Raw genomic sequence first — 20,026 nt, forward strand, 5'->3', positions numbered from 1 at the left:
CCCTCAGACCGGCCGGTCGCCGTTGACCGTGACACGGTGCATTTCCCGTGTCGCATCACCATAGTCCGCGATGGCGTAGTGCTGCGTGCACCGGTTGTCCCAGAAAGCAACGGAGCCTTCCTCCCAGCGGAAACGGCAGGTGAACTCGGGCCTCTTCAGGTGATCGAACAGGAACTCAAGGATCGCCTTGGACTCCTTGCCGGAGACGCCGACCAGTTTCTGGGTGAAGATGGAATTGACGTAGAGCGCCTTCCGGCCCGTCACCGGATGGGTCCGGACCACCGGGTGTTCCGCCGGGGCCAGCGAATTCCGGTCCGCATGAATCTCCCGCTTCCGGTCATCGGAGACCTGCTTGTCATAGGCCTTCTCGAAGTTGGCCCGGCCTGCCGTATTGAGCGCGGTCATGCCGTCCAGATAGCGCTTCATGCGCTCGGAGAGGGATTCATAGGCCGCGTACATGTTGGCCCACATGGTGTCGCCGCCATGGTCGGGGACCTGCCGCGCCAGCAGGATCGATCCCATCGGCGGCTCCTCCTGAAACGTCACGTCGGAGTGCCAGGCATTCGCGGCGGAACGGTTCTCCTTCGAGCTCTTCAGGATCAGCACTTCCGGATGATCTGCCAGGTTGGGCGCGTAGGGATGGACATGCAGCGTTCCGAACTGACGCGCGAAGGCCACATGCTCCCCCGGCGTGACATGCTGGTCCCGCAGGAAGATCACCTGATGCTCCATCAGCGCGTCATGCACCTCCTGGAACACCTGGTTGCCCATGGGCTCCGCCATGTTCAGACCTTCGATCTCGGCGCCCAGGGCACCTGCGATCGGCTTCACGTTGATCCGTTCGTATCCCATAACTCTGGTCTCCTCCCCAGGATGCCCGGTTATTCCAGCCGCCAGTCAGGCGGCTTCGCGCCCGGTTGTCTTAGCTTCGGTTGATCTCAACGGCGCTGAAACGCCGCCGACCCACATGTCGATCAGGGTCCCGATTGCCCGCTGCAGATCGAAGGGCTTGCCCTGCGCCTCCATACGTTTGCGGTGTACGTCGATATCGGCAAGGGCAAATGTGCCTGCGCGCATCATGATGATGAAACGCTGACGCAGTACAGTCTCTGGAATCTCGGGCAGCAGCGTCTTGAGAATCTCGAACGACCGGCGCAGTCCGCCGTCGAGCCGGCCGCGCACGAAGTCATCGATGTTGGCGTCGGTCGAGAGGAACATCTCGGTCAGGAACTTGATGTAGTTGCCGCCGCCATCCGTCGAATCCAGCAACTCGGCCGTGGGCAGGGAGACGGCCTCCGCCACGCAGCGTACGTCGTTCAGCCGACCTTCCCGCTCCATCCGATCAAGCAGATTCATGCGGTTGGCATCAAGGCACCGCATCCGCTTCTCGAAGATGGCCTCGATCAGGCCGTCACGCGACCCGAAATGGTAGTGCAGGGCGGAGGCGTTCTTCTGCCCGGCCTCCCGCGTGATCTCGCGCAGGGAGACGCCGTTGATGCCGCGTTCGCCCATCAATCGTTCAGCGGTCAGAAGCAGGCGTTCCCGGGTATCCACGTCGAAATTCCCAATGTCCGGAGCAAGGCCCTTGCCTTGCATTCGCGAAAAATCTAATACACATGCATTAGTGGTGCAAGCCTGGTTTTTGGCAGGATTGTCCGACGCAAATGCAAACGACCATCGACTGCCAGTCTAACCTGCTGCCATCAATTCTGAAGTAGAACCACAAATCGTCGGGGAGGACGCCTTGCATTTCGAACATAGCAGCAGAACCACGGAGATCGCCGCGCAGGTCGAGGAAATCTTCCAGAACGACATTCTGCCGGGGAACCGTGCCTACATGGCCGCGACGGAGCGGGACCACGATCTGACGCCCCCGCTGCTGGCCGAACTGAAACGGAAGGCCTTTGATCTGGGTCTGTGGAACATGGCCCTGCCCCAGCTGGCGGACGACGAACCGGGGACGCGCCTGAGCAATCTGGAGTTCGCCGCCATCGCGGAAATCCTTGGCCGCGTCGGCTGGGCGTCGGAGGTCTTCAACTGCCACGCCCCCGACACGCCCAACATGGAAATCCTGCAGATGTTCGGCACACCGGAACAGAAGGCGGAATGGCTGGCACCGCTGCTGCTGGGCCAGGTCAGGTCCTCCTTCGCCATGACGGAGCCGGACGTTGCCTCGTCAGACGCGAACAACATCGCGACGCGGATGGAACGGCGGGGCGACACCTATGTCGTCAATGGCCGCAAGTGGTTCGCGACCGGTGCAGCCAACCCCGACTGCAAGCTGCTGATCGTCGTCGGCGTGACCAACCCGGACGCGCCGCGCGGACGGCAGCATTCCATGCTGATCGTGCCGAAGGACACGCCGGGCATCACCGTCGTGCGCAGCCTTTCGGTGCTGAACCACATGGATCACCGCACCCCCCACACCGAACTGCTGTTCGAGGATGTGGAAGTGCCTGTCGCCAACCTGCTGGGAGAGGAAGGCGCCGGTTTCCTGATCGGCCAGGCACGGCTGGGTCCGGCAAGGGTGCATCACTGCATGCGGGCCATCGGCCGCTGCGAGGTGCTGATCCGGCTGATGGTGGAGCGTGCCGGCCGTCGCAGCACCTTCGGCAAGACCATCCGCGAATACAGCTCCGTGCAGGCGGCCATCGCCGAATCCCGGCTGGCGCTGGAGCAGGCGCGGCTGCTGGTGCAGCGCACCGCCTGGCGGCTGGACCGGGAGGGCAACAAGGCGGCCCGCAAGGACGTATCCCTGATCAAGGTCGCCGTCGCCAGCGCCTATCACGACATCTGCAACCACGGCATCCAGATCTTCGGTGCCATGGGCGTCACGGAGGATGCGCCCTTCGCCGACGCGCTCGCCACCGCCCGGGCGTTCCGTATCTATGACGGCCCCGACGAGGTGCATCTGCAGACGATCTTCCGTCTGGAGGAAAAGGAAGGCGAAGGCCAGGACCTGATGAGCGCCTATACCGGCCGCTACTGAACCGGAAGGCCGTGAGGCAGCTGGGACGGCACTGGCACGCGCCGCCCCCTGCCCGTGCCTCAGTAGGTCAGTTCGATCCAGGCAACGTGGCCATCCACGGGCCATGCCTTGGCGGCAATGGTCTCGTCGACATCCCCGTCGGCGAAGCGACCGACAACCGTCTGGCCGGAGGATTCCGGGAAGGTGATCCAGACCTTCCAGCCATTCGGCACCTCGTGATCGTTCAGGCCGCTCGCCCGCTCCCCGTTGAAGGTCACGGTGTCATCGGCACCGAAGTAGCCGCGCGGACGCATCATCTGCAGCGCCCCCGCCTGCCCCTCGGCCTCCCTGGCCTGCGGATAGAGACGCAGGTTCACCAGATCGGATGAACGGGGGAAGGCAGAGCGATAGATATGGTGGACCGGATAGCCCTCGGCCTGGATGCGGAATTCATAGGGCTGGTCGTTCTTCGCCGCGAACGGTCCCCACATGCCATCTTCACCGATGGTCTGCTCATGCACCGGCTCACCCATCCGCGCACCGCTTTCGGGATCGGTCTCGAAGACGCTGACCTTCGCACCAACCAGCGCCAGGTTGGTCGGACGGTCCGCAGCCCAGCCGGAGACTTCCCCGTTCAGGACCGGCGTTTCCTCCGGTCTGACCGCAGCGGAAAATGTCGGGTGGCCTGCAACCACCTTGAAGATCTCGTGGAAGGCCCGGGTCGAATAGGCCGTCTCCCGGTGGTCAACGCCGTCCAGCACGATATTGGTCGCGCCACGCAGTTCGGCATTCGCGTAGGTCGCACCGGTCGGCTGTCCCGCACGCCCGATGAAGTCCCCCATGGGCTGCGCATAGAGGTCGAACCTGTCGGAACGGATGGTCACGGTCGGCAGGCCGGGTACCACTTCGCTGACGGCGTTCAGACCGGAGAGAAATGTTCCGGCGCCATTGTATTCCGATCCCATGACCGCCCCCGGCGCGACGAACACGCCGTGATGCACGCAACCGGTAAGGATCAGCGCCGCCGCATTGGCCGCGCCGCCCGCGTTCTGCACATAGTTCCGGATGGTCTGGCAGCCACGCGAGTTGCCGACCATGATGACCTTGTCGGCCCCGGTCTCCAGCTTCACACGCGCCACGAACCCGGCGAGCTGCGCGGCGACGTCGGTGGTCGATGACCGATTCTCCTGCGCCACCGTATCGTCGGAACGTGCACCCGGATGATCCAGATCCACCGCGAACATCCGGTCGCGCGGATAGCCATTGGACTCGAAACGCCATTTCTGCACGATCCAGGCGGAAGCGCTGTCACTGTCGCCGTGGACGAAGACGATCGGCAGCGGGTCCGCGGCCTGCGCAGTCCCCGACAGGGTTACCGCCATCAGTCCTGCGGCGGCAGTTGTCGCCACGCATTTCATCATCCCCGTCAGTCGTGTTCCGGTTGTCATTCGTTTCCCCCCTTTTTCCAGAGCGCGGCAGCATGACCTGTTTCAGCGATATCGATAACCCAGCATTCTTTCGTCTCCGCGACAGATCAGGCGGTATCCCCCGATGCGCCGCAGGCTGCGACCCCGGAATGCTTGACCGTCCCTGTCGCTCGCGTATGTTCCGCGCCAATTTCGCGGGCGCCTTGATGGCGGCCTGTCTGGTGTCTCATGGGAGGATGAAACGATGCTCGGGCTGATGCAGGAAAAGCAGCTTCTGATCCACACACTGATCGACTATGCCGCCACCTATCACGGGCGGACGGAGATCGTGACCCGCACCGTCGAAGGCCCCATCCACCGCTATACCTACGCGGATGCCCACAAGCGCTCCAAGCAGCTGGCCAACGCCCTTACCCGCCTGGGCGTGAAGCTGGGGGACCGGATCGGCACCCTGGCCTGGAACACCCATCGCCACTTCGAGTGCTACTATGGTGTCTCCGGCCTCGGCGCGGTGCTGCACACGATCAACCCGCGCCTGTTCCCCGAGCAGGTCGTCTACATCGCGAACCATGCCGAAGATCAGTTCATCTTCGTCGATCTGACCTTCGTGCCGCTGCTGGAGAAGGTGCAGTCGGAACTGACGAGTGTGAAGGGTTTCGTCATCATGACGGACAGCGATCACATGCCCCAGACCACGCTGGAGAACGTCTACTGCTACGAGGATCTGCTGGCCGCGGAGACCACCGAGTTCGAATGGCCGGAGTTCGACGAGAAGACGGCTTCCAGCCTCTGCTACACCTCCGGCACCACCGGCAACCCGAAAGGCGTGCTGTACCAGCACCGCTCCACCGTGCTGCACAGCTTCGCCGCCTGCATGGGCGACTGCCTCGGCCTGTCGTCGCGTGACACCGTCCTGCCGGTCGTGCCGATGTTCCATGCCAACGCCTGGGGCCTGGCCTACGCTGCGCCGATGTGCGGTGCCAAGCTGGTGCTGCCCGGCAAGGACCTGGACGGCAAGTCGGTCTATGACCTGATGGCTGACGAGAAGGTCACCATGTCGGCGGGCGTGCCGACGGTCTGGCTGATGCTGCTGAATTACATGGAGGAGCATGGCCTGGGCCTGCCCGAGATGAACCGCACGGTCATCGGCGGCTCTGCCGCGCCGGCGTCCATGATCCGTACCTTCGAGACCAAGTACGACGTCACCGTGATCCATGCCTGGGGCATGACGGAGATGAGCCCGCTGGGCACCACCGGCGTCATGACCAGGGCCATCGAGCAGTTGCCGTTCGAGGAGCAGCTGCCCTTCAAGGCCAAGCAGGGTCGCGTGATCTATGGCGTGGAACTGAAGATCACCGACGACGAAGCCAATGAACTGCCGCGCGACGGTGTCGCCTTCGGCAACCTGCTGACCCGCGGCTACTGGATCACCAGCGGCTACTTCAAGGGCGAGGGCGGCAACGTGCTGGACAACGGCAACTGGTTCGATACCGGCGACGTCGCGACCCTGGACGAAGACGGCTTCATGACCATCACCGACCGCGCCAAGGACGTCATCAAGTCCGGCGGTGAATGGATCAGCTCCATCGATCTGGAGAATGCCGCCATGGGCCACCCGGACGTGGCCGAAGCCGCCGTCATCGGCGTCTATCATCCGAAATGGGATGAACGCCCCCTGCTCTGCATCGTGAAGAAGGCGGGCAGGGATGTCTCCAAGGACGACGTGATGGCGTTCCTGGACGGCAAGATCGCGAAATGGTGGATGCCGGACGACGTGCAGTTCGTGGACGAGATCCCGCATACCGCCACGGGCAAGATCCAGAAGACGACCCTGAGGGAGCAGTTCAAGGACTACACCCTGCCCACGGCACAGACGGCGGCGGAGTAAGGGTCATGGGTGCATATGATGACGTCTACAACGGCTGGAAGGCCGATCCGGAAGGCTTCTGGGCGGAGGCCGCGAAGGGCATCGACTGGTTCAGGCCCTTCGACACCGTCCTGGACGACAGCAATGCGCCCTTCACCCGCTGGTTCGCCGGCGGCGAACTGAACACCTGCCACAATTGCCTGGACCGGCATGTGGCAGGCGGGCGGGCCGATCAGGTGGCGCTGATCCATGACAGCCCGATCACCGGGACGGTGCAGAAGTTCACCTACAAGGAACTGCTGAACCGTGTCGCGCATTTTGCCGGTGCCTTGCAGGCGCGTGGTGTGGAGAAGGGTGATCGGGTCATCATCTACATGCCGATGATCCCGGAGGCTGCGGTGGCCATGCTGGCCTGTGCCCGCATCGGTGCCGTGCACTCGGTCGTCTTCGGCGGCTTCGCCCCCAACGAACTGGCCACCCGCATCGACGATTCCACGCCGAAGCTGATCGTGACGGCAAGCTGCGGGCTGGAGCCGGGGCGGGTGATCGAATACATGCCGCTGGTGCATGGCGCGATCGACCTGTCGAAGCACAAGCCGGACGGCTGCATCATCTTCCCGCGCGAGCAGGTCCCGGATTTCGAGGTACGGGAAGGCGACATGCTCTGGGCCGATGCGCTGCAGGGGGTTTCCCCCGCCGACTGCGTGCCCGTGCAGGCAACGGATCCGCTCTACATCCTCTATACCTCCGGCACCACCGGCCAGCCCAAGGGCGTGATCCGCGACAACGGCGGTCATGCCGTGGCGCTGAAGTGGTCGATGAAGAACCTCTATGACGCCAACCCGGGGGAGACATTCTGGGCCGCATCCGATGTCGGCTGGGTCGTTGGCCATTCCTACATCGTCTATGCGCCGCTGCTGCATGGTGCGACCACGATCCTGTTCGAGGGCAAGCCCGTCGGGACGCCCGATCCGGGCACCTTCTGGCGGGTCATCGCCGACCACGACGTGCGGGTGATGTTCACCGCGCCGACCGCGTTCCGCGCGATCAAGCAGCAGGACCCGGACGGCGAGTTCATCGGCAAGTACGACCTGTCGAAGTTCCGCATCCTGTTCCTGGCCGGAGAGCGCGCCGATTCCGACACCATCCAGTGGGCCGAGAACCAGCTCAAGGTGCCGGTGATCGACCACTGGTGGCAGACGGAAACCGGCTGGCCCATGGCCATCAACCCGATGGGGATCGAGCCGCTGCCGGTGAAGTACGGCAGCCCGACGCGCGCCGTTCCCGGTTACGAGATCCATGCTCTGGATGAGGGCGGGCACCCGGTCCCCGCAGGGCAGATGGGGGCGATCGCGGTGAAACTGCCGCTGCCGCCAAGCTCCCTGCCGACGCTCTGGAACGCCGACGAGCGCTTCAAGTCCGCCTATCTCGCGGCCTATCCCGGTTACTACAACACCGGTGACGCGGGCATGATCGACGCGGATGGCTACATCTACATCATGTCGCGCACCGATGATGTCATCAACGTCGCCGGGCATCGCCTCTCCACCGGCGCGATGGAGGAAGTGCTGTCGCAGCACCCGGACGTGGCAGAGTGCGCTGTCTTTGGTGTCGAGGACCAGTTGAAGGGCCAGTTACCGCTGGGTGTGATCGTGCTGAAGGCCGGTGCCGAGAAGCCTCTGGCGGACATCGAGCGTGATTGCGTCGCCATGGTGCGTCAGCAGATCGGTGCCGTCGCGGCCTTCAAGCTGGTGACCGCCGTGAAACGCCTGCCCAAGACCCGCTCCGGCAAGGTGCTGCGCGCCACGATGCAGAAGATCGCCGACGGCGTCGACTTCAAGACCCCCGCCACCATCGACGACCCCGCCATCATCGACGAGGTCCGGGAATCACTGGCGACACTCGGCTATCCCAAGGGCTGAGATACAGCCGATTCCGGGACGCCTGCTCCCCCCTTCCCCCTCGACGGGGGAAGGCCGGGATGAGGGTGAACCGGCAAGGCCGAATACAACAACAGATGCCGCACCCGTACCTGATACGGGTGCCCACTGATACATTGCGGTCGCGGCTTCAGTCCGGGCCGGGCACACCTGGTCCGGGGGTCAGGATGTCGAACTGCATGCCGAAGGTATCGAGCATGTCGAACAGGTCCTCGATCACCGCGCGGTCGCCATCGATGCCCAGCGCGCCCGAGGTGACGGCATCTGCAACGGAGACCTTGCCGACGATCAGGCCGACCAGCACTTCGCGCGTCGTCGTCACGGTCGCCGCCGGTGCCTTCGCCACCTTGCCCATCAACTGGGTCAGTGTCTCGTTGCTGAGGGTGTGACAGACCTTTTCATCCCGGTCGCTCAGGTTCCAGTTCACCTGCCAGCGCTTGCCGATGGCCTTTGATGAATCCAGCCGCACGGCAATGAAGTCGAACAGGATGTCGGTCGATACCGCCCCCAGCAGGTCGGGGCTGAGGATCGGGCGCGGCGGCAGCTTCATCACTCCGTGGCGCAGTTCCTGCGCGGCATAGAGGTAGGCGTTGCGCCAGGTCGCCGACTCCGCCTGATAGCCGAGCTGTTCGAAGGCATCGGCGGCCAGATGTTTCGCCGCTTCGTTGTCCGGGTCCGCGAACAGCACGTGATAGAGCACCTGCGCCACCCAGCGGTATTCGCCATTGTCGAAATCGGCCTGCGCGCGGGCCAGCACCTCCGGCGCACCGCCCATGTAATCGACGTACTTCACGGCGGCGTGGCGCGGCGGCAGCGGGTTCAGGTTCGCCGGATTGCCGTCATACCAGCTCAGGTAGCGCTGGAAGACCGCCTTGGAATTGTGGCTGACCGATCCGTAGTAGCCCCGCATCCGGAAGTCTGTGGCAAGCGAGGGCGGGATGTCCAGCACCTCCGCGATCTCCGCCGGACGCCAGCCATGGTTCATCAGGCGCACGGTCTGGTCGTGGATGTACTTGTAGAGGTCGCGCTGACGTTCCAGGAACGCCACGATGTTCTCCGATCCCCACGTGGGCCAGTGATGCTGGCAGATCAGCGCCTCCGTCCGGCTGCCGAACTTCTCCACCGCGTCCGCCAGGTAGTACGACCAGATGCGCGGGTCCCTGACTTCGGAACCGCGCAGGGGGCAGAAGTTGTGCAGCAGCGGCGTCGCGTTCTCCGCCATGTTCAGGACCCCCAGTTCGGGGAAGAACATGTGCATCTCCGCCGGGGCCTCGGTGCCCGGGGCCAGATGGAAATCCACCTGCAGGCCATCCACCACGTGGCGCTCCACCGCTTCCCGGATCAGATGCGTGGGCGCCAGCAGGGTGACACGGCCACGGGCCGTGACCTTGCCCAGCCCAGCATCCACCTGCCCTTGCGGTCCGGGCCGCAGCAGCGGACCGAACTGGAACTGCGCCCGCCGGCTCATGGCATTCCCGGCCAGCACGTTCTCCCCGCCAACGGCCTCCATGAAGCCGTCAGGCGCGTAGATGTCGCATTCGCCCGCATCCACCGCCTGCTGCGTGGCGATGCCCTTCACGCCGCCATAGTGATCGACATGGCTGTGGGTATAGAAGACGGCCTTCACCGGCACGCGCGGGCGATGGCGGTAATAGAGTTCCAGACCCGCCTGCGCGACCTCCGCCGTCGTCATGCAGTCGATGATGATCAGCCCGGTCGCGCCTTCGATGATTGTCATGTTGGCCAGGTCCATGCCCCGGACCTGCCAGACACGGTCCACCACCCTGAACAGGCCGTTGGCCATGTTGAGCCGCGCCATGCGCAGCAGGCTGGGATTGACGGTCGGAATATCCTCCGTGCCTTCCAGGAAGTCATAGGCCGGCAGGTTCCAGACCACCGTGCCGCCCTCGGTCTTCACCACCCCTCCGTCCGGCACCGCCTCCACCAGTCCGCGCGCGGCATTGGCGAAATCATCCGACTGGTCGAAGTCCAGTCGCGCGCGCAGCCGCTCGTGCGCGGCGCGTGTTGCCTCAGTTGCAGACTTCTGTTCCGCGTTGCCCATCTCTGTCGCCTCCCCCGGTGCATGTCCGCCACATACTGGAACAATGCGGCACTGCGGGGAAGTGAATGGGGCGGTGTTCAGTCGGCGGGCACACTCATTGACGACTGGACGGACAGGTCGCCCCAGCTCGTGCACAGTTCCACGTCGATGATGATCATGGGCCGCTGCGCCAGCGCCATCCCGCGGTATTGGGGATAGCGGGCGCGCAGGAGTTCGATGGCCATGTGCAGCTCCGCCGCGACCGGTTCCACCCGTGCCCTGCCCCGCAGCATGACCCAGCCGAGATCCGACCAGTCATCTGCGTAGCGGTCGATCATCAGGCAGACCCGCTCATTCTCCATGACGTTGCGCAGGCGCTTGAGATCGCGCGGATCGCCACGCTTCGGCTTCTCGTCGATCGGGATGAAGACAGTGTTGCCCGCAATGGCGAAACAGACCGGGACCACATGCGGAAATCCGGCCCCATCCGCCGTGCCCAGGCGACCGACTGGCCGGTCCTTGATGAATGAGCGTTCCTCGGTTGGGATAATCATGGGTTCTCCCGACGCTGAGCGCGCCTTATTGTTGCCCCTGCTTTGCACAACATACGCGGAAGAGGCGAACATGGATTACGGTTTCGCATGGTTCACGCGCGGGCCGCTGGCAAACAGCGACAGCCTGCGCAAGATCGCGACCACGGGGGAAAGCCTGGGCTTCAGCCACATCGTGGTCCCGGACCATGTCGTCATTCCGGTGGCGATCGACAGCACCTATCCCTACAGCGCGGACGGATCCTTTCCCGGCACCGCCAACGGCGAATGCATGGACACGCTGGTGGCCCTGTCGTTCATCGCCGCAATGACCAGCCGGTTGCGGCTGCTGACCTCCGTCATGGTGGTGCCGCACCGCCCGGCACTGCTGACCGCGAAGATGGTCGCCACCATCGACCAGCTCTCCGGCGGGCGCATGACGCTCGGCTGCGGTGCGGGCTGGATGGAGGAGGAGTTCGAGGCGCTGGAACTGCCCCCCTACGCGGAGCGCGGCGCGGTGACCGATGAATATATCGAGGTGTTTCGCAAGGTCTGGTCCGCCCCGACGGTCAGTCACGCGGGCAAGTACGTGAACTTCCGGAACGTTTCCGTGCTGCCCAATCCGGTGCAGAAACCCGGCGTGCCGATCTGGACCGGGGGCGAGAGCGCACCGGCCCTGCGCCGTGCCGTCCGGGTCGGCGACGGCTGGTACCCCATCGGCAACAACCCCCGCTTCCCCATGGACACCCATGCCCGCATCGCGGGACGCCTTGATCGGCTGAAGGGGATCGCGGATGAGGAAGGGCGTGACCTTGCCACGCTGGACCTCGCCTACTGGAGCCACTGGTACAATCTGGGCGAGGAGGTGCGGAACAAGGAAGGCGACCGCATGATCCTGACGGGTTCGGCGGATGCCATTGCCAATGACATCGGCGAGATGAAACAACAGGGGTTCGGCGACCTGATGCTGAACTTCACGGCCGGCAGCGCCGGAGAAACCACGGACCGGATGGCGGCCTTCATGGCCGACGTCGCCCCCCGGGTCGCCTGACGGAGCTATCTCAGAAATGACTGAAGACGTACCTGCGGGTTTCCGCCCCGCCCGACTGCCTGCGCCCTTTATCGAAGGCAACGGCCCGATGTTCTGGCGTGACGAGGACGGCTATCTGATCCTCGGCATCCGGGTCGAGCCGCGCCACACCAATGCGGGTGGTACATTGCATGGCGGCATGCTGATGACCCTGGTGGACATGCAGCTCAATTCGTCGCTGAACTACCAGCTCGATACCGGTCTGTTCATTCCGACCGTTTCCATCAACGTCGACTTCCTGGCACCCGCTGTCGCCGGCGACTGGGTTCAGGGCCGGACCGAGGTGCTGAAGCGGGGCGGCAGCACGGTCTTCACCGACTGCCGGATCATCAAGCAGGACGGCACGCTGATCGCGCGCGCCGCAGGAATCTTCAAACTGCCGCGCAATGGCGATCCCAACGCGCTGGACCCGAAGGAGCTGTTTCAGTGACACCAGAGCAAGAACATGACGCACCGGAGGGGTTCAAGGTCTTCGGCGTACAGGACGGCCTGTTCGGACTGGTCGGCCCGATCTTCGGCCGCATCGTGGATGGGGAGGCACACCTGGGTTTCCGGGTGGCGGAGAAGCATCTGAATCCGACCCGCACCTGTCACGGGGGCATGCTGGCGACCCTGGTCGATGTGCAGATCGGGTTCGGTTCCGCCGTTGCGCTGAAACAGCAGAAGTTCTTCCCCACCATCAACCTGAACTGCGACTTCCTGGCCCCTGTCCTGACCGGGCAGTGGGTGGAGGGCCGGACGGAGGTCGTCCGCGCCACCCCGCGCATGGTGTTCTGCAACGCCATGCTGCTGGTGGAGGATCAGCCGGTGCTGCGCGCCAATGGCATCATGAAGATCCCGAGCGACCGCGACACCCGGTTCGGGATGCTCCGGCCACAGACCTGATCCGGTTCCGACGCCACCGGGCGGGGCAGAGGGATGGAACAGGCCGAAGCCTTGCTCCCGGCCCTGCTCCTCAATCCGCCTTTGGCGGCGCGGCAGCCAGTTCCTCGCGGAACAGGGTCAGCGCGGCGATGGCAAAGCGGATCATGTTCGCCGCCCGGTCACTGTCACCCGTCTCCAGCGTGCGTCTGACGGTTTGCGCACCGGCAACGGCGCAGCAGCTGTGCCCGGCAGCGTCACCATATCCGTTGCCGGTCGGACCCGCCGCACCGGTTTCCGCCAGCCCCCAGTCGCCGCGCATGTTGGTCTTCACCGCTTCCGCGAGGCAGGCCGCGAAGGGTTCGGAACTTGACCGCACACCGGTCTGCATCAACGCCCGAATATCCAGCCCCGTCAGTTCCCTGATCGAGGTCCGGTTGTAGATCACCGCGCCGCCCCGGAAGTAACCCGACGCCCCCGGCACGGCCAGCAATGCGGCGGAAATCAGCCCGCCAGCCGACGATTCCGCAACGGCCACACGCTCTCCCCGCGCCTTCAGCATCTCGCCGACTTCGGCGCCGAGCCTGAGCAATTCATCCATCGAAGCATCTGACATCCCGTCCCCCCCCACGTCACAAACCGATTGAAACGACAGTCTCCCCGCGCCAAAGCTGAACCGTCAAGCAAAGCCTCAGGACCGAACCGTGACCGAAAGTGCCGATACAGTACTGCGCCTGCTGGCGATGGGGGCTTTCGCCCTGATTGCTGCAACACTGGTCGTTCGGCAACCGCGTCAGTCGCTCACCTGGCTGCTCGTCATCCTGATCGCCTGCACTACCGCCTACCTGCTCCTGAGCGGCGGCGATCCGCTCGCACCCGACAAGGGCCTGTTCCGGCTGCTGCTGCTCGGCCTTGCCCCGACCATTCCCTTTGCGGTCTGGGCGGTGGTCATGACAGCCTTTGATGACGCGTTTCGCCATGTGCGCGTCTGCATTGCCGCTCTGGCATTGCTGGCGGCCATGCAGGCCCTTGCCTTCGCCACCCTGCCGGAGGACTTGCGACCCGCACTGGTGACCCTGCAACGCATCGTCGGGCTGCTGATGCTGTCGCATGCGGTGTTCAGAACCCTCGCGGGCCGCCGTGATGACCTGATGGAGCGGCGCCGGAGGTGGCGGCTGATTGCCGTGGCGATGATGGTGCTGCAGGTAACATCGGTTCTGCTGGTCGAACTGGTCGTCACGGAGCCGGAGATGCTGGCCCTGCTGACGCCGGTCAATGCGGGTGCCATCCTCGCTCTGACCTTGCTGTTCGGCGTGTCCTTCCTGACCATCGATCCGGTGGAGTCCCCACAACAGGTCCCGCGGGTCACACCGGGCCAAAAGCCCGGCCCACCTGACGACAGGGTTGCCGGTCCGCTCCGCGCCTTCATCGATTCCGGCGGTCTGTGGCAGTCGGGGCTGACCGTTGCGGGTCTCGCGGCAAAGGCGGGTGTCACCGAGCATCGGCTGCGTTCCCACATCAATCGGGATCTGGGATACCGGAACTTCAACACATTCCTGAATGTGCATCGGGTGGCCGAGGCGCAGAAGAGGTTGGCTGATCCCGAGTTGGCCCGGACACCCGTGCTGACCATCGCGATGGATCTGGGATACGGATCACTTGGCCCCTTCAACCGGGCGTTCCGGGAGATTACCGGCACAACACCCACCGCGTACCGCCGGGAAAACATCGCCGATTCCTGAAAAAGCTCTCCGATTCCTTGATTCATCAGGCCGATCTCGGGATCGACAGGCCATCAGGCCGCGCCCACCGCACAGTGGCTTCATCGTCAAACAGTCAACGATGGAGCCAGAAGAAAATGTCCGGTACCGAAGCCCTCAGTCACTTTCCCGAAGTATGGCCGCTGATCTTCGCCTCCGACGCCGCGCGCTACTTCCTGTTCGCCGGTGCCGCCTTCGTGCTGCTGCGCCTGTTGCGCAGTCGGCTGGAACGTTATCGCATTCAGCGCCGACGTGCCTCGAACCGGGACATGCTGCGGGAAGTGGGATGGTCGGTCCTTACCGCGCTGATCTTCTCCCTGAACGGCTTCCTGCTGGTCTGGTGCCTGATGCAGATGGACCTGATCCGGATCAGCGAGAGTTCGGGTGCTGCGGTGGTCGCGCTGCAGGTCCTGATGATTGTCCTGGCCCACGATGCCTGGTTCTACTGGCTGCATCGGGCGATGCACCTGCGCCCACTGTTCCGTCTGGCGCACCTGACCCACCACTGGTCGGTTACCCCGACCTCTTGGGCGGCCTACGCCTTCGCACCGCCGGAGGCTGTGGCGGAGGCCGTGTTCCTGCCCCTGTTCCTGCTGCTGGTCCCTGTCGACAGCGTGACCATCATCATCTTCCTCAGCCACATGATGGCGCGCAACGTGATCGGCCATTGCGGGGTAGAGATCATGCCCCGTGGCTGGGTCGACTGGCCGGTCGCGCGCTGGATCACCACCCCGACGCACCATGACCTGCACCATGCCTGCGGCCGCTGGAACTACGGGCTGTACTTCACCTTCTGGGACCGGCTGATGGGAACGGAACATCCCGACTACGCCGACACATTCCGACGGAACGCCGCGGGAGGGGCAGGGCAGCCGGAAGCAGGGGATGCGATTGCAGGTGACGGGAGGGTCACCAGACGCGGACGCCTCCGTCGGGTGACAGGCGCGCTGGTCCTGATCATCGGCGCAACGCTCAGCGGCGGGGCAGCCCCGATCCCCGAAGACGGTGCGCCCGGACTGTCGGGCATCTGGGCCACGCCGGGCATGGGGGCCCTGGTGCGCATCGCGCCCTGTGATCCGGCCCGGCCAGAGGTCGCGCGGGCCTGCGGCACCGTGATCTGGTCATGGGCGACGGACGGACCGCGCGACGTGCGCATCTTCAGCGACCTTGATGCACGTGGCGACGTGATCAGCGGGGCGATGTTCAATCCGGAGGACGGGGAGACCTATGAGGTGACGATGCGGCTCGCCGCCCCAGACCGGATCGACGTCAGGGGCTGCATCTGGATCATGTGCCAGACGCAGGAATGGCGCAGGATCGACGCCCTGCTGCGGGAGATCGATCGTGCCAGGGCGTCCGACTGATCACTGCGTCGCCTGGGGTGCCGCGGCCTGCTGCTGGCGGTTCTGCTGGTACAGGCGCATGAAGTCGATCGGGTCGAGCAGCAGCGGCATGAAGCCACCGTCGCGCGTGAGGTCACCGATCACCCGACGGGCAAAGGGGAAGATCAGACGCGGACATTCGATCAGGCAGGCAGCTTCGATCTGTTCCTGCGGAATGCCGACCAGCGTGAAGACGCCCGCATAGGTCAGGTCGATGATGAAGATCGTGGTCTCGCCGGAACTGGCCTGGATATCGAACTTGATCACGACCTCGAACGTTGCGCCTTCGAGCTGCGCGGCCTCCACATTCACGTTGATGTTCAGGCCGGTATCCTTCGGCGGCTCCGCCAGTACTGCGGGTGAATTCGGGTTCTCGAAACTCAGGTCCTTGATGTACTGGGCGTTGATGCGGATCTGGGGAGCTGTCTGTTCTTCGGCCATGGTGTCCTGCCTGCACGTCGGGGGATTTGGGTTGCGCGGGCGTACCATGTGATCCCGACCCGGACAAGCATCGTACTGACTTACGCAACGTAAGACACTTTGCCGCCGACGCAACCTCAGGTAATCTAATACCGCGATTGATACAGGTTGCCCGGAGCCATCATGTTGGAGGTACCGCATGTTGCCTGATCGGAACGCCCATAGAATCACCAGATCCGCGTGGTCCGGCATGGCTGCATTGCTGTTGCTCGCATTCGCCAGTGTGTCCCATTCCCAGCAGCGCACGACGGATGATTCACCCCGATCAGCTTCAGATATCACCGACTGGCTGACCCCCGTCGACGACAGGGAAATGCGGCCCTATCCACCTGATGGCGCCAGACCTTCGGAGAACCCGCCTTCATTCCGATGGAGGAAAATGGAATCGGGCGACGTCTATGAAGTCTTCATCAAGCTCGAAGATGGACCACTGGTACGAAGACTGTCTTCAACCAATATCCTCGCACTCGACAGGCCACTCCCCCCAGGCACCCATTCCTGGCGTGTGCGCCGCTGGGGGGCATATGCCGACGCGGACAACTGGTCGAACGAGCGCCGGTTCGAGATCGAGTCGAGGACTCCCGTCAGGCAGGTCATGAGTCCCGCTGGCGCGTTCCGCATTGCCGCAGGTCGGGGACGACCAAGACTGCTGCCGCCAGACCCCCAACGCTCACTCATGATCGCGGATGCCTACATCGGCTGGAAGCGTCCGTACTTCGATGCGGTGCTGGATCAACTGCAAACGGGCAACACCGAGTTTCCGGAAATGGATGGGCCCCTGTCGCGGTCGGGTGCGGCGCAGCTGTCACAGGAGCAGCTGGTTCAACTGCGGCGCAACATCCGCGCCTCGGTCAATCGGGTCATGCGCCAGACGTATCAGGGCCTGCTGGTCTGGGTCGTCACACGGAACCTCAGGGAGGGCGATCAGGGGCTGGCGGAAGCGCGCGCTGCCGCAAACTGGCTGACCAGTCTGGACCCCCTCGGCATCACCTCGGATGAGGTTGCGGACCTGCTGAACCTGCGGATCGCCATCGCCCTCGCGACCACCTATGACGTCATGTACGACGCGCTTGATGTGATTGAACGCACCAGCATGCTCGCCGCGATCGAGAACCGCGTGCAGCAGACCTTTGACAAGTTCGTTGTCGACGAGAGCCGTGCACTCGCTGCCTATCCATACAATTCGCACGGTTTCCGCCATGCCCTTGGCATTCTCGCGATCTCCACGATCATGGCTGGTGAAACACCCCGCGCGCAGAGCTGGTTCAACGCCACCTATCCGGTCTTCTCCGGATTTGGAAACCCCTGGGGGGGCGATGATGGTGGCTACTCAAATGGCATCAATTACGCCACCTGGGACATGCTGAACAACCTGCAGTACTGGGACACCATCCGCAACGTCACGGGTGCTGACTACTTCAGTTCGGGATGGACGCGACAGGCAGGCAACTTCCTGCAGTACATCATCCCGCCCGGTTCCCCCACCAGCGGCTTCGGCGATGGCGCGGAAGACTTCAAGCCGCTGCTCTGGACCGAGACCATCCGGATGCTCTTCGAGCGGACGCGCCTGCCGCAAACCGGGCACCTCTACGCCGCGTGGCGCGATCTGCTTGTCCGGAACGACGCTGAACTGCCGGAGCTGGAGGCGGAGTTCGCGAGCTGGACTTTCCTGCTCGGCGCCGGCGCCCCGCCGGCAGCTATCGACAGGTCCACCGCGACCATTGAGGGACTCCCGGATTTAGCGATCTTTCCGTCCATCGGCTGGGTGGCAATGCACAGTGACCTGGCTGATCCCGACCGGTTCTCGATCTATTTCAAGTCCAGTCCCTACGGTTCCTTCAATCACAGTCACGCTGACCAGAACAGCTTCATCATCAATGGTCGTCAGCAGCCGCTGGCCATCGACTCCGGGTATTACGACACCTTCAGATCCCGTCATCACCTTGCCTGGACAACCCAGACCGTTGCCCACAACGCCATTACCTACGATGGCGGCAAGGGTCAGCCATGGGACGACCTGTCGGCACAGGGAAATCTCGAGCGTTTCGTCAGTTGTCCCGGCTACGATGCCGTGACCGGGAACGCCACACAGGCTTACCGGGGGGAACTGCAGGAGGCCCGGAGAACCCTGCTGTATCTGCGTCCGGGCACATTGCTGGTGCACGACCGCCTGCGTTCCACCGTTCCCCGCCGGTTCGAATGGAATATCCATGCCGACCACAAGATGAAGCCCTGGGAGGGAAACGGGATCCGGCTGGAGAAGTCGCGGGCCAGCGTCTGTATCCGGCCCTTGTACGGACCGGAGTCCGCATTCAGTCAGACAGATGCCTTTCCCATCGATCCTAACCGGGAATTGCAGCCCGACTGGCAGAAGCAGTGGCACGGCCAGTTCAGGACAAGGGAAATGCATGACGACATGGAATGGCTCTTTCTCGTGTCATTCGATTGCCGTGCAACAGCGAACTCCGAACCCGAACGTCTGCCCTCCGGCGCGCTGACCCTGATGGTGGGCACCGAGCGCGTGACGATCGGGACAGACGGGGCCAACGTCAGGGGCCAGGCGCCGGAGGCCTGCAGGATTCCGCTGCAGAGCCGACCGTTCGTCGCAGATACGGCCAAGGTTTCCGAAGAACCTGAACAAGACTCAGATGACGACGAACCACCGCAAATACCTCAACTTCGATTGAGATTCAGCCGATGAAGATATTCTGTCTTGTCGCAATCATTCTCATGTACTTCCTTTCGCCTTTCAGAATGGAAGTGCTGGCCAAGGAAACTGACCTGAAGGTGCGCATCGCGACCGGCAGTCTCACCGGAGTGTACTACAGCGCCGGAAACGCCATCTGCAGGGTACTCGAGCGGCGCTACGGCAAGCGCACGGACTGTCAGGTTCTGGAAACGGGTGGAACAGGTTCCAATCTGACGCTGCTGACTGACGGGCAGGTGGATCTTGCCATCGCGCAGGCCGATATCCTGCTCTCTCCCGCCTCGACTTCGGGAAAACAGACCGTCGCCGATGCCAATGGCATCAAGGCATTGGCGACACTCTATCCGGAAGTCTTCCAGATCGTCGTGCGGCGCGGGCTTGGCGTGACACGCGCATTGGATCTCGTGAACCATCGCTCGAACCTTGGCCTGCCAAACACGGGAACCCGACAGACCATCAACGGATTGCTGCGCGCGCTCAACATGTCGATCGACGACTTCAAGCACCCCCTGGCGATCTCGAGTTCGCGTGACCTCGACGCATTCTGCAATGGCGAGATCGACGCATTCGCCTTCATCGCCGGTGTCCCGAACGGAAAGATCGCCCTGGCGCTGGAGCGTTGCGGCGGGGACATCGTCGGCTTCATACGGAAGGCGAATGCGGCCTATGTCCGCGCAACGCCGGGCGTGGATTTCTTTCGCTTCCGACGCAGTTCCTATCCCCAGATGGACAAGACAGTCGACACTTTCGCGATCTCGGCAATGCTGGTCGCACGACAGGACATGGACGCTACCAAGGTGAGGCGCATCCTCGGTGCACTGCTGGACGAGATGCCCTATTTCAGCGGGATGCACCCGGCATGGTCCGACATATCCATCATCAGCATGGCCGGACACCACGAAACCGGCCTGATGCACAAGGCCGCGAGGGCAGAATATCTTGACCGGCGAATCCTGCCTTCACGGTAATGGCA

The 20,026-nt window shown here is 63.7% G+C and carries 17 protein-coding genes; 10 read left to right on the forward strand and 7 right to left on the reverse strand.

Annotated features, from left to right (window positions below; all coding sequences use genetic code 11):
• Positions 1-3: 3 nt before the first annotated feature.
• Together tauD and QGV55_RS11645 are read right to left on the reverse strand one after the other, a co-directional pair.
• On the reverse strand, positions 4-852 hold the full coding sequence (tauD, locus tag QGV55_RS11640) for a taurine dioxygenase (RefSeq protein ID WP_281016641.1): 849 nt from the start codon (positions 850-852) through the stop codon (positions 4-6).
• A gap of 45 nt (positions 853-897) precedes the next feature.
• Entirely contained in the window at positions 898-1,554 is a 657-nt protein-coding gene (locus tag QGV55_RS11645; protein WP_281016640.1) for a TetR/AcrR family transcriptional regulator, read from the reverse strand.
• 190 nt (positions 1,555-1,744) lie between these two features.
• Here QGV55_RS11645 and QGV55_RS11650 point away from each other — a divergent pair, with 190 nt between their 5' ends.
• The gene (locus QGV55_RS11650; protein WP_281016639.1) at positions 1,745-2,989 is read left to right on the forward strand and encodes an acyl-CoA dehydrogenase family protein; all 1,245 of its coding nucleotides are present in this window, start codon (positions 1,745-1,747) and stop codon (positions 2,987-2,989) included.
• Between the two features lie 59 nt (positions 2,990-3,048).
• Here the strand turns inward: QGV55_RS11650 and QGV55_RS11655 are convergent, their stop codons facing one another.
• The gene (locus QGV55_RS11655) at positions 3,049-4,377 is read right to left on the reverse strand and encodes an alpha/beta fold hydrolase (protein ID WP_281016638.1); all 1,329 of its coding nucleotides are present in this window, start codon (positions 4,375-4,377) and stop codon (positions 3,049-3,051) included.
• A gap of 262 nt (positions 4,378-4,639) precedes the next feature.
• Between QGV55_RS11655 and QGV55_RS11660 the strand changes: the two genes are divergently transcribed.
• Positions 4,640-6,283: a 3-(methylthio)propionyl-CoA ligase gene (locus tag QGV55_RS11660; RefSeq protein WP_281016637.1), complete on the forward strand. Its 1,644-nt coding sequence runs from the start codon at positions 4,640-4,642 to the stop codon at positions 6,281-6,283.
• Positions 6,284-6,288: 5 nt separating this feature from the next.
• Positions 6,289-8,184: a propionyl-CoA synthetase gene (locus tag QGV55_RS11665; protein ID WP_281016636.1), complete on the forward strand. Its 1,896-nt coding sequence runs from the start codon at positions 6,289-6,291 to the stop codon at positions 8,182-8,184.
• Between the two features lie 148 nt (positions 8,185-8,332).
• On the opposite strand, the gene QGV55_RS11670 is transcribed toward QGV55_RS11665, so the two are convergent.
• On the reverse strand, positions 8,333-10,264 hold the full coding sequence (locus QGV55_RS11670) for an alkyl sulfatase dimerization domain-containing protein (RefSeq protein ID WP_281016635.1): 1,932 nt from the start codon (positions 10,262-10,264) through the stop codon (positions 8,333-8,335).
• A 77-nt stretch (positions 10,265-10,341) separates the two neighbouring features.
• Positions 10,342-10,797, reverse strand: a complete 456-nt coding sequence (locus QGV55_RS11675) for a TIGR03668 family PPOX class F420-dependent oxidoreductase (protein WP_281016634.1) — start codon at positions 10,795-10,797, stop codon at positions 10,342-10,344.
• Between the two features lie 70 nt (positions 10,798-10,867).
• Here QGV55_RS11675 and QGV55_RS11680 point away from each other — a divergent pair, with 70 nt between their 5' ends.
• From QGV55_RS11680 to QGV55_RS11690, 3 genes are read left to right on the forward strand one after another with little or no spacing between them, the layout of a single operon-like run.
• Positions 10,868-11,824, forward strand: a complete 957-nt coding sequence (locus tag QGV55_RS11680; protein WP_281016633.1) for an LLM class F420-dependent oxidoreductase — start codon at positions 10,868-10,870, stop codon at positions 11,822-11,824.
• Positions 11,825-11,840: 16 nt separating this feature from the next.
• Complete coding sequence (locus QGV55_RS11685) at positions 11,841-12,293, forward strand: PaaI family thioesterase (RefSeq protein WP_348637610.1); 453 nt, start codon at positions 11,841-11,843, stop codon at positions 12,291-12,293.
• Positions 12,290-12,748 (forward strand): PaaI family thioesterase, encoded by a 459-nt coding sequence (locus tag QGV55_RS11690; RefSeq protein ID WP_281016632.1) that lies wholly within the window; start codon positions 12,290-12,292, stop codon positions 12,746-12,748. The genes QGV55_RS11685 and QGV55_RS11690 overlap by 4 nt, the downstream gene beginning before the upstream one ends.
• Before the next feature lie 70 nt (positions 12,749-12,818).
• Here QGV55_RS11690 and QGV55_RS11695 read toward each other — a convergent pair whose 3' ends face one another.
• Complete coding sequence (locus tag QGV55_RS11695) at positions 12,819-13,325, reverse strand: CinA family protein (protein WP_281023663.1); 507 nt, start codon at positions 13,323-13,325, stop codon at positions 12,819-12,821.
• Between the two features lie 103 nt (positions 13,326-13,428).
• On the opposite strand from QGV55_RS11695, the gene QGV55_RS11700 reads away from it, so the two are divergent.
• Together QGV55_RS11700 and QGV55_RS11705 are read left to right on the forward strand one after the other, a co-directional pair.
• Positions 13,429-14,466, forward strand: coding sequence for a helix-turn-helix domain-containing protein (locus QGV55_RS11700; RefSeq protein WP_281016630.1), 1,038 nt, complete (start codon positions 13,429-13,431; stop codon positions 14,464-14,466).
• Between the two features lie 116 nt (positions 14,467-14,582).
• The gene (locus QGV55_RS11705; protein ID WP_281016629.1) at positions 14,583-15,848 is read left to right on the forward strand and encodes a sterol desaturase family protein; all 1,266 of its coding nucleotides are present in this window, start codon (positions 14,583-14,585) and stop codon (positions 15,846-15,848) included.
• Here QGV55_RS11705 and secB read toward each other — a convergent pair whose 3' ends face one another.
• Positions 15,849-16,307: a protein-export chaperone SecB gene (gene secB, locus QGV55_RS11710; protein ID WP_281016628.1), complete on the reverse strand. Its 459-nt coding sequence runs from the start codon at positions 16,305-16,307 to the stop codon at positions 15,849-15,851.
• 229 nt (positions 16,308-16,536) lie between these two features.
• On the opposite strand from secB, the gene QGV55_RS11715 reads away from it, so the two are divergent.
• Both QGV55_RS11715 and QGV55_RS11720 read left to right on the forward strand, forming a co-directional pair.
• Positions 16,537-19,047: a heparinase II/III family protein gene (locus QGV55_RS11715; protein WP_281023595.1), complete on the forward strand. Its 2,511-nt coding sequence runs from the start codon at positions 16,537-16,539 to the stop codon at positions 19,045-19,047.
• Entirely contained in the window at positions 19,044-20,021 is a 978-nt protein-coding gene (locus tag QGV55_RS11720; protein ID WP_281016626.1) for a TAXI family TRAP transporter solute-binding subunit, read from the forward strand. Before QGV55_RS11715 ends, QGV55_RS11720 begins: the two co-directional genes overlap by 4 nt.
• Positions 20,022-20,026 lie beyond the last annotated feature (5 nt).

Origin of the sequence: Minwuia sp. IMCC3009 (assembly GCF_029909415.1) — a bacterium.
Classification (GTDB): Bacteria; Pseudomonadota; Alphaproteobacteria; order Minwuiales; family Minwuiaceae; genus Minwuia.

What these genes read in the sequence shown, in the direction of transcription:
- QGV55_RS11680 (WP_281016633.1), top strand. Translation starts at nt 10,868, where the DNA reads ATGGATTACGGTTTCGCATGGTTCACGCGCGGGCCGCTGGCAAACAGC.
- QGV55_RS11705 (WP_281016629.1), top strand. Translation starts at nt 14,583, where the DNA reads ATGTCCGGTACCGAAGCCCTCAGTCACTTTCCCGAAGTATGGCCGCTG.
- QGV55_RS11715 (WP_281023595.1), top strand. Translation starts at nt 16,537, where the DNA reads ATGGCTGCATTGCTGTTGCTCGCATTCGCCAGTGTGTCCCATTCCCAG.
- tauD (WP_281016641.1), bottom strand. Translation starts at nt 852, where the DNA reads ATGGGATACGAACGGATCAACGTGAAGCCGATCGCAGGTGCCCTGGGC.
- secB (WP_281016628.1), bottom strand. Translation starts at nt 16,307, where the DNA reads ATGGCCGAAGAACAGACAGCTCCCCAGATCCGCATCAACGCCCAGTAC.
- QGV55_RS11670 (WP_281016635.1), bottom strand. Translation starts at nt 10,264, where the DNA reads ATGGGCAACGCGGAACAGAAGTCTGCAACTGAGGCAACACGCGCCGCG.
- QGV55_RS11695 (WP_281023663.1), bottom strand. Translation starts at nt 13,325, where the DNA reads ATGGATGAATTGCTCAGGCTCGGCGCCGAAGTCGGCGAGATGCTGAAG.
- QGV55_RS11720 (WP_281016626.1), top strand. Translation starts at nt 19,044, where the DNA reads ATGAAGATATTCTGTCTTGTCGCAATCATTCTCATGTACTTCCTTTCG.
- QGV55_RS11665 (WP_281016636.1), top strand. Translation starts at nt 6,289, where the DNA reads ATGGGTGCATATGATGACGTCTACAACGGCTGGAAGGCCGATCCGGAA.
- QGV55_RS11660 (WP_281016637.1), top strand. Translation starts at nt 4,640, where the DNA reads ATGCTCGGGCTGATGCAGGAAAAGCAGCTTCTGATCCACACACTGATC.
- QGV55_RS11685 (WP_348637610.1), top strand. Translation starts at nt 11,841, where the DNA reads ATGACTGAAGACGTACCTGCGGGTTTCCGCCCCGCCCGACTGCCTGCG.
- QGV55_RS11675 (WP_281016634.1), bottom strand. Translation starts at nt 10,797, where the DNA reads ATGATTATCCCAACCGAGGAACGCTCATTCATCAAGGACCGGCCAGTC.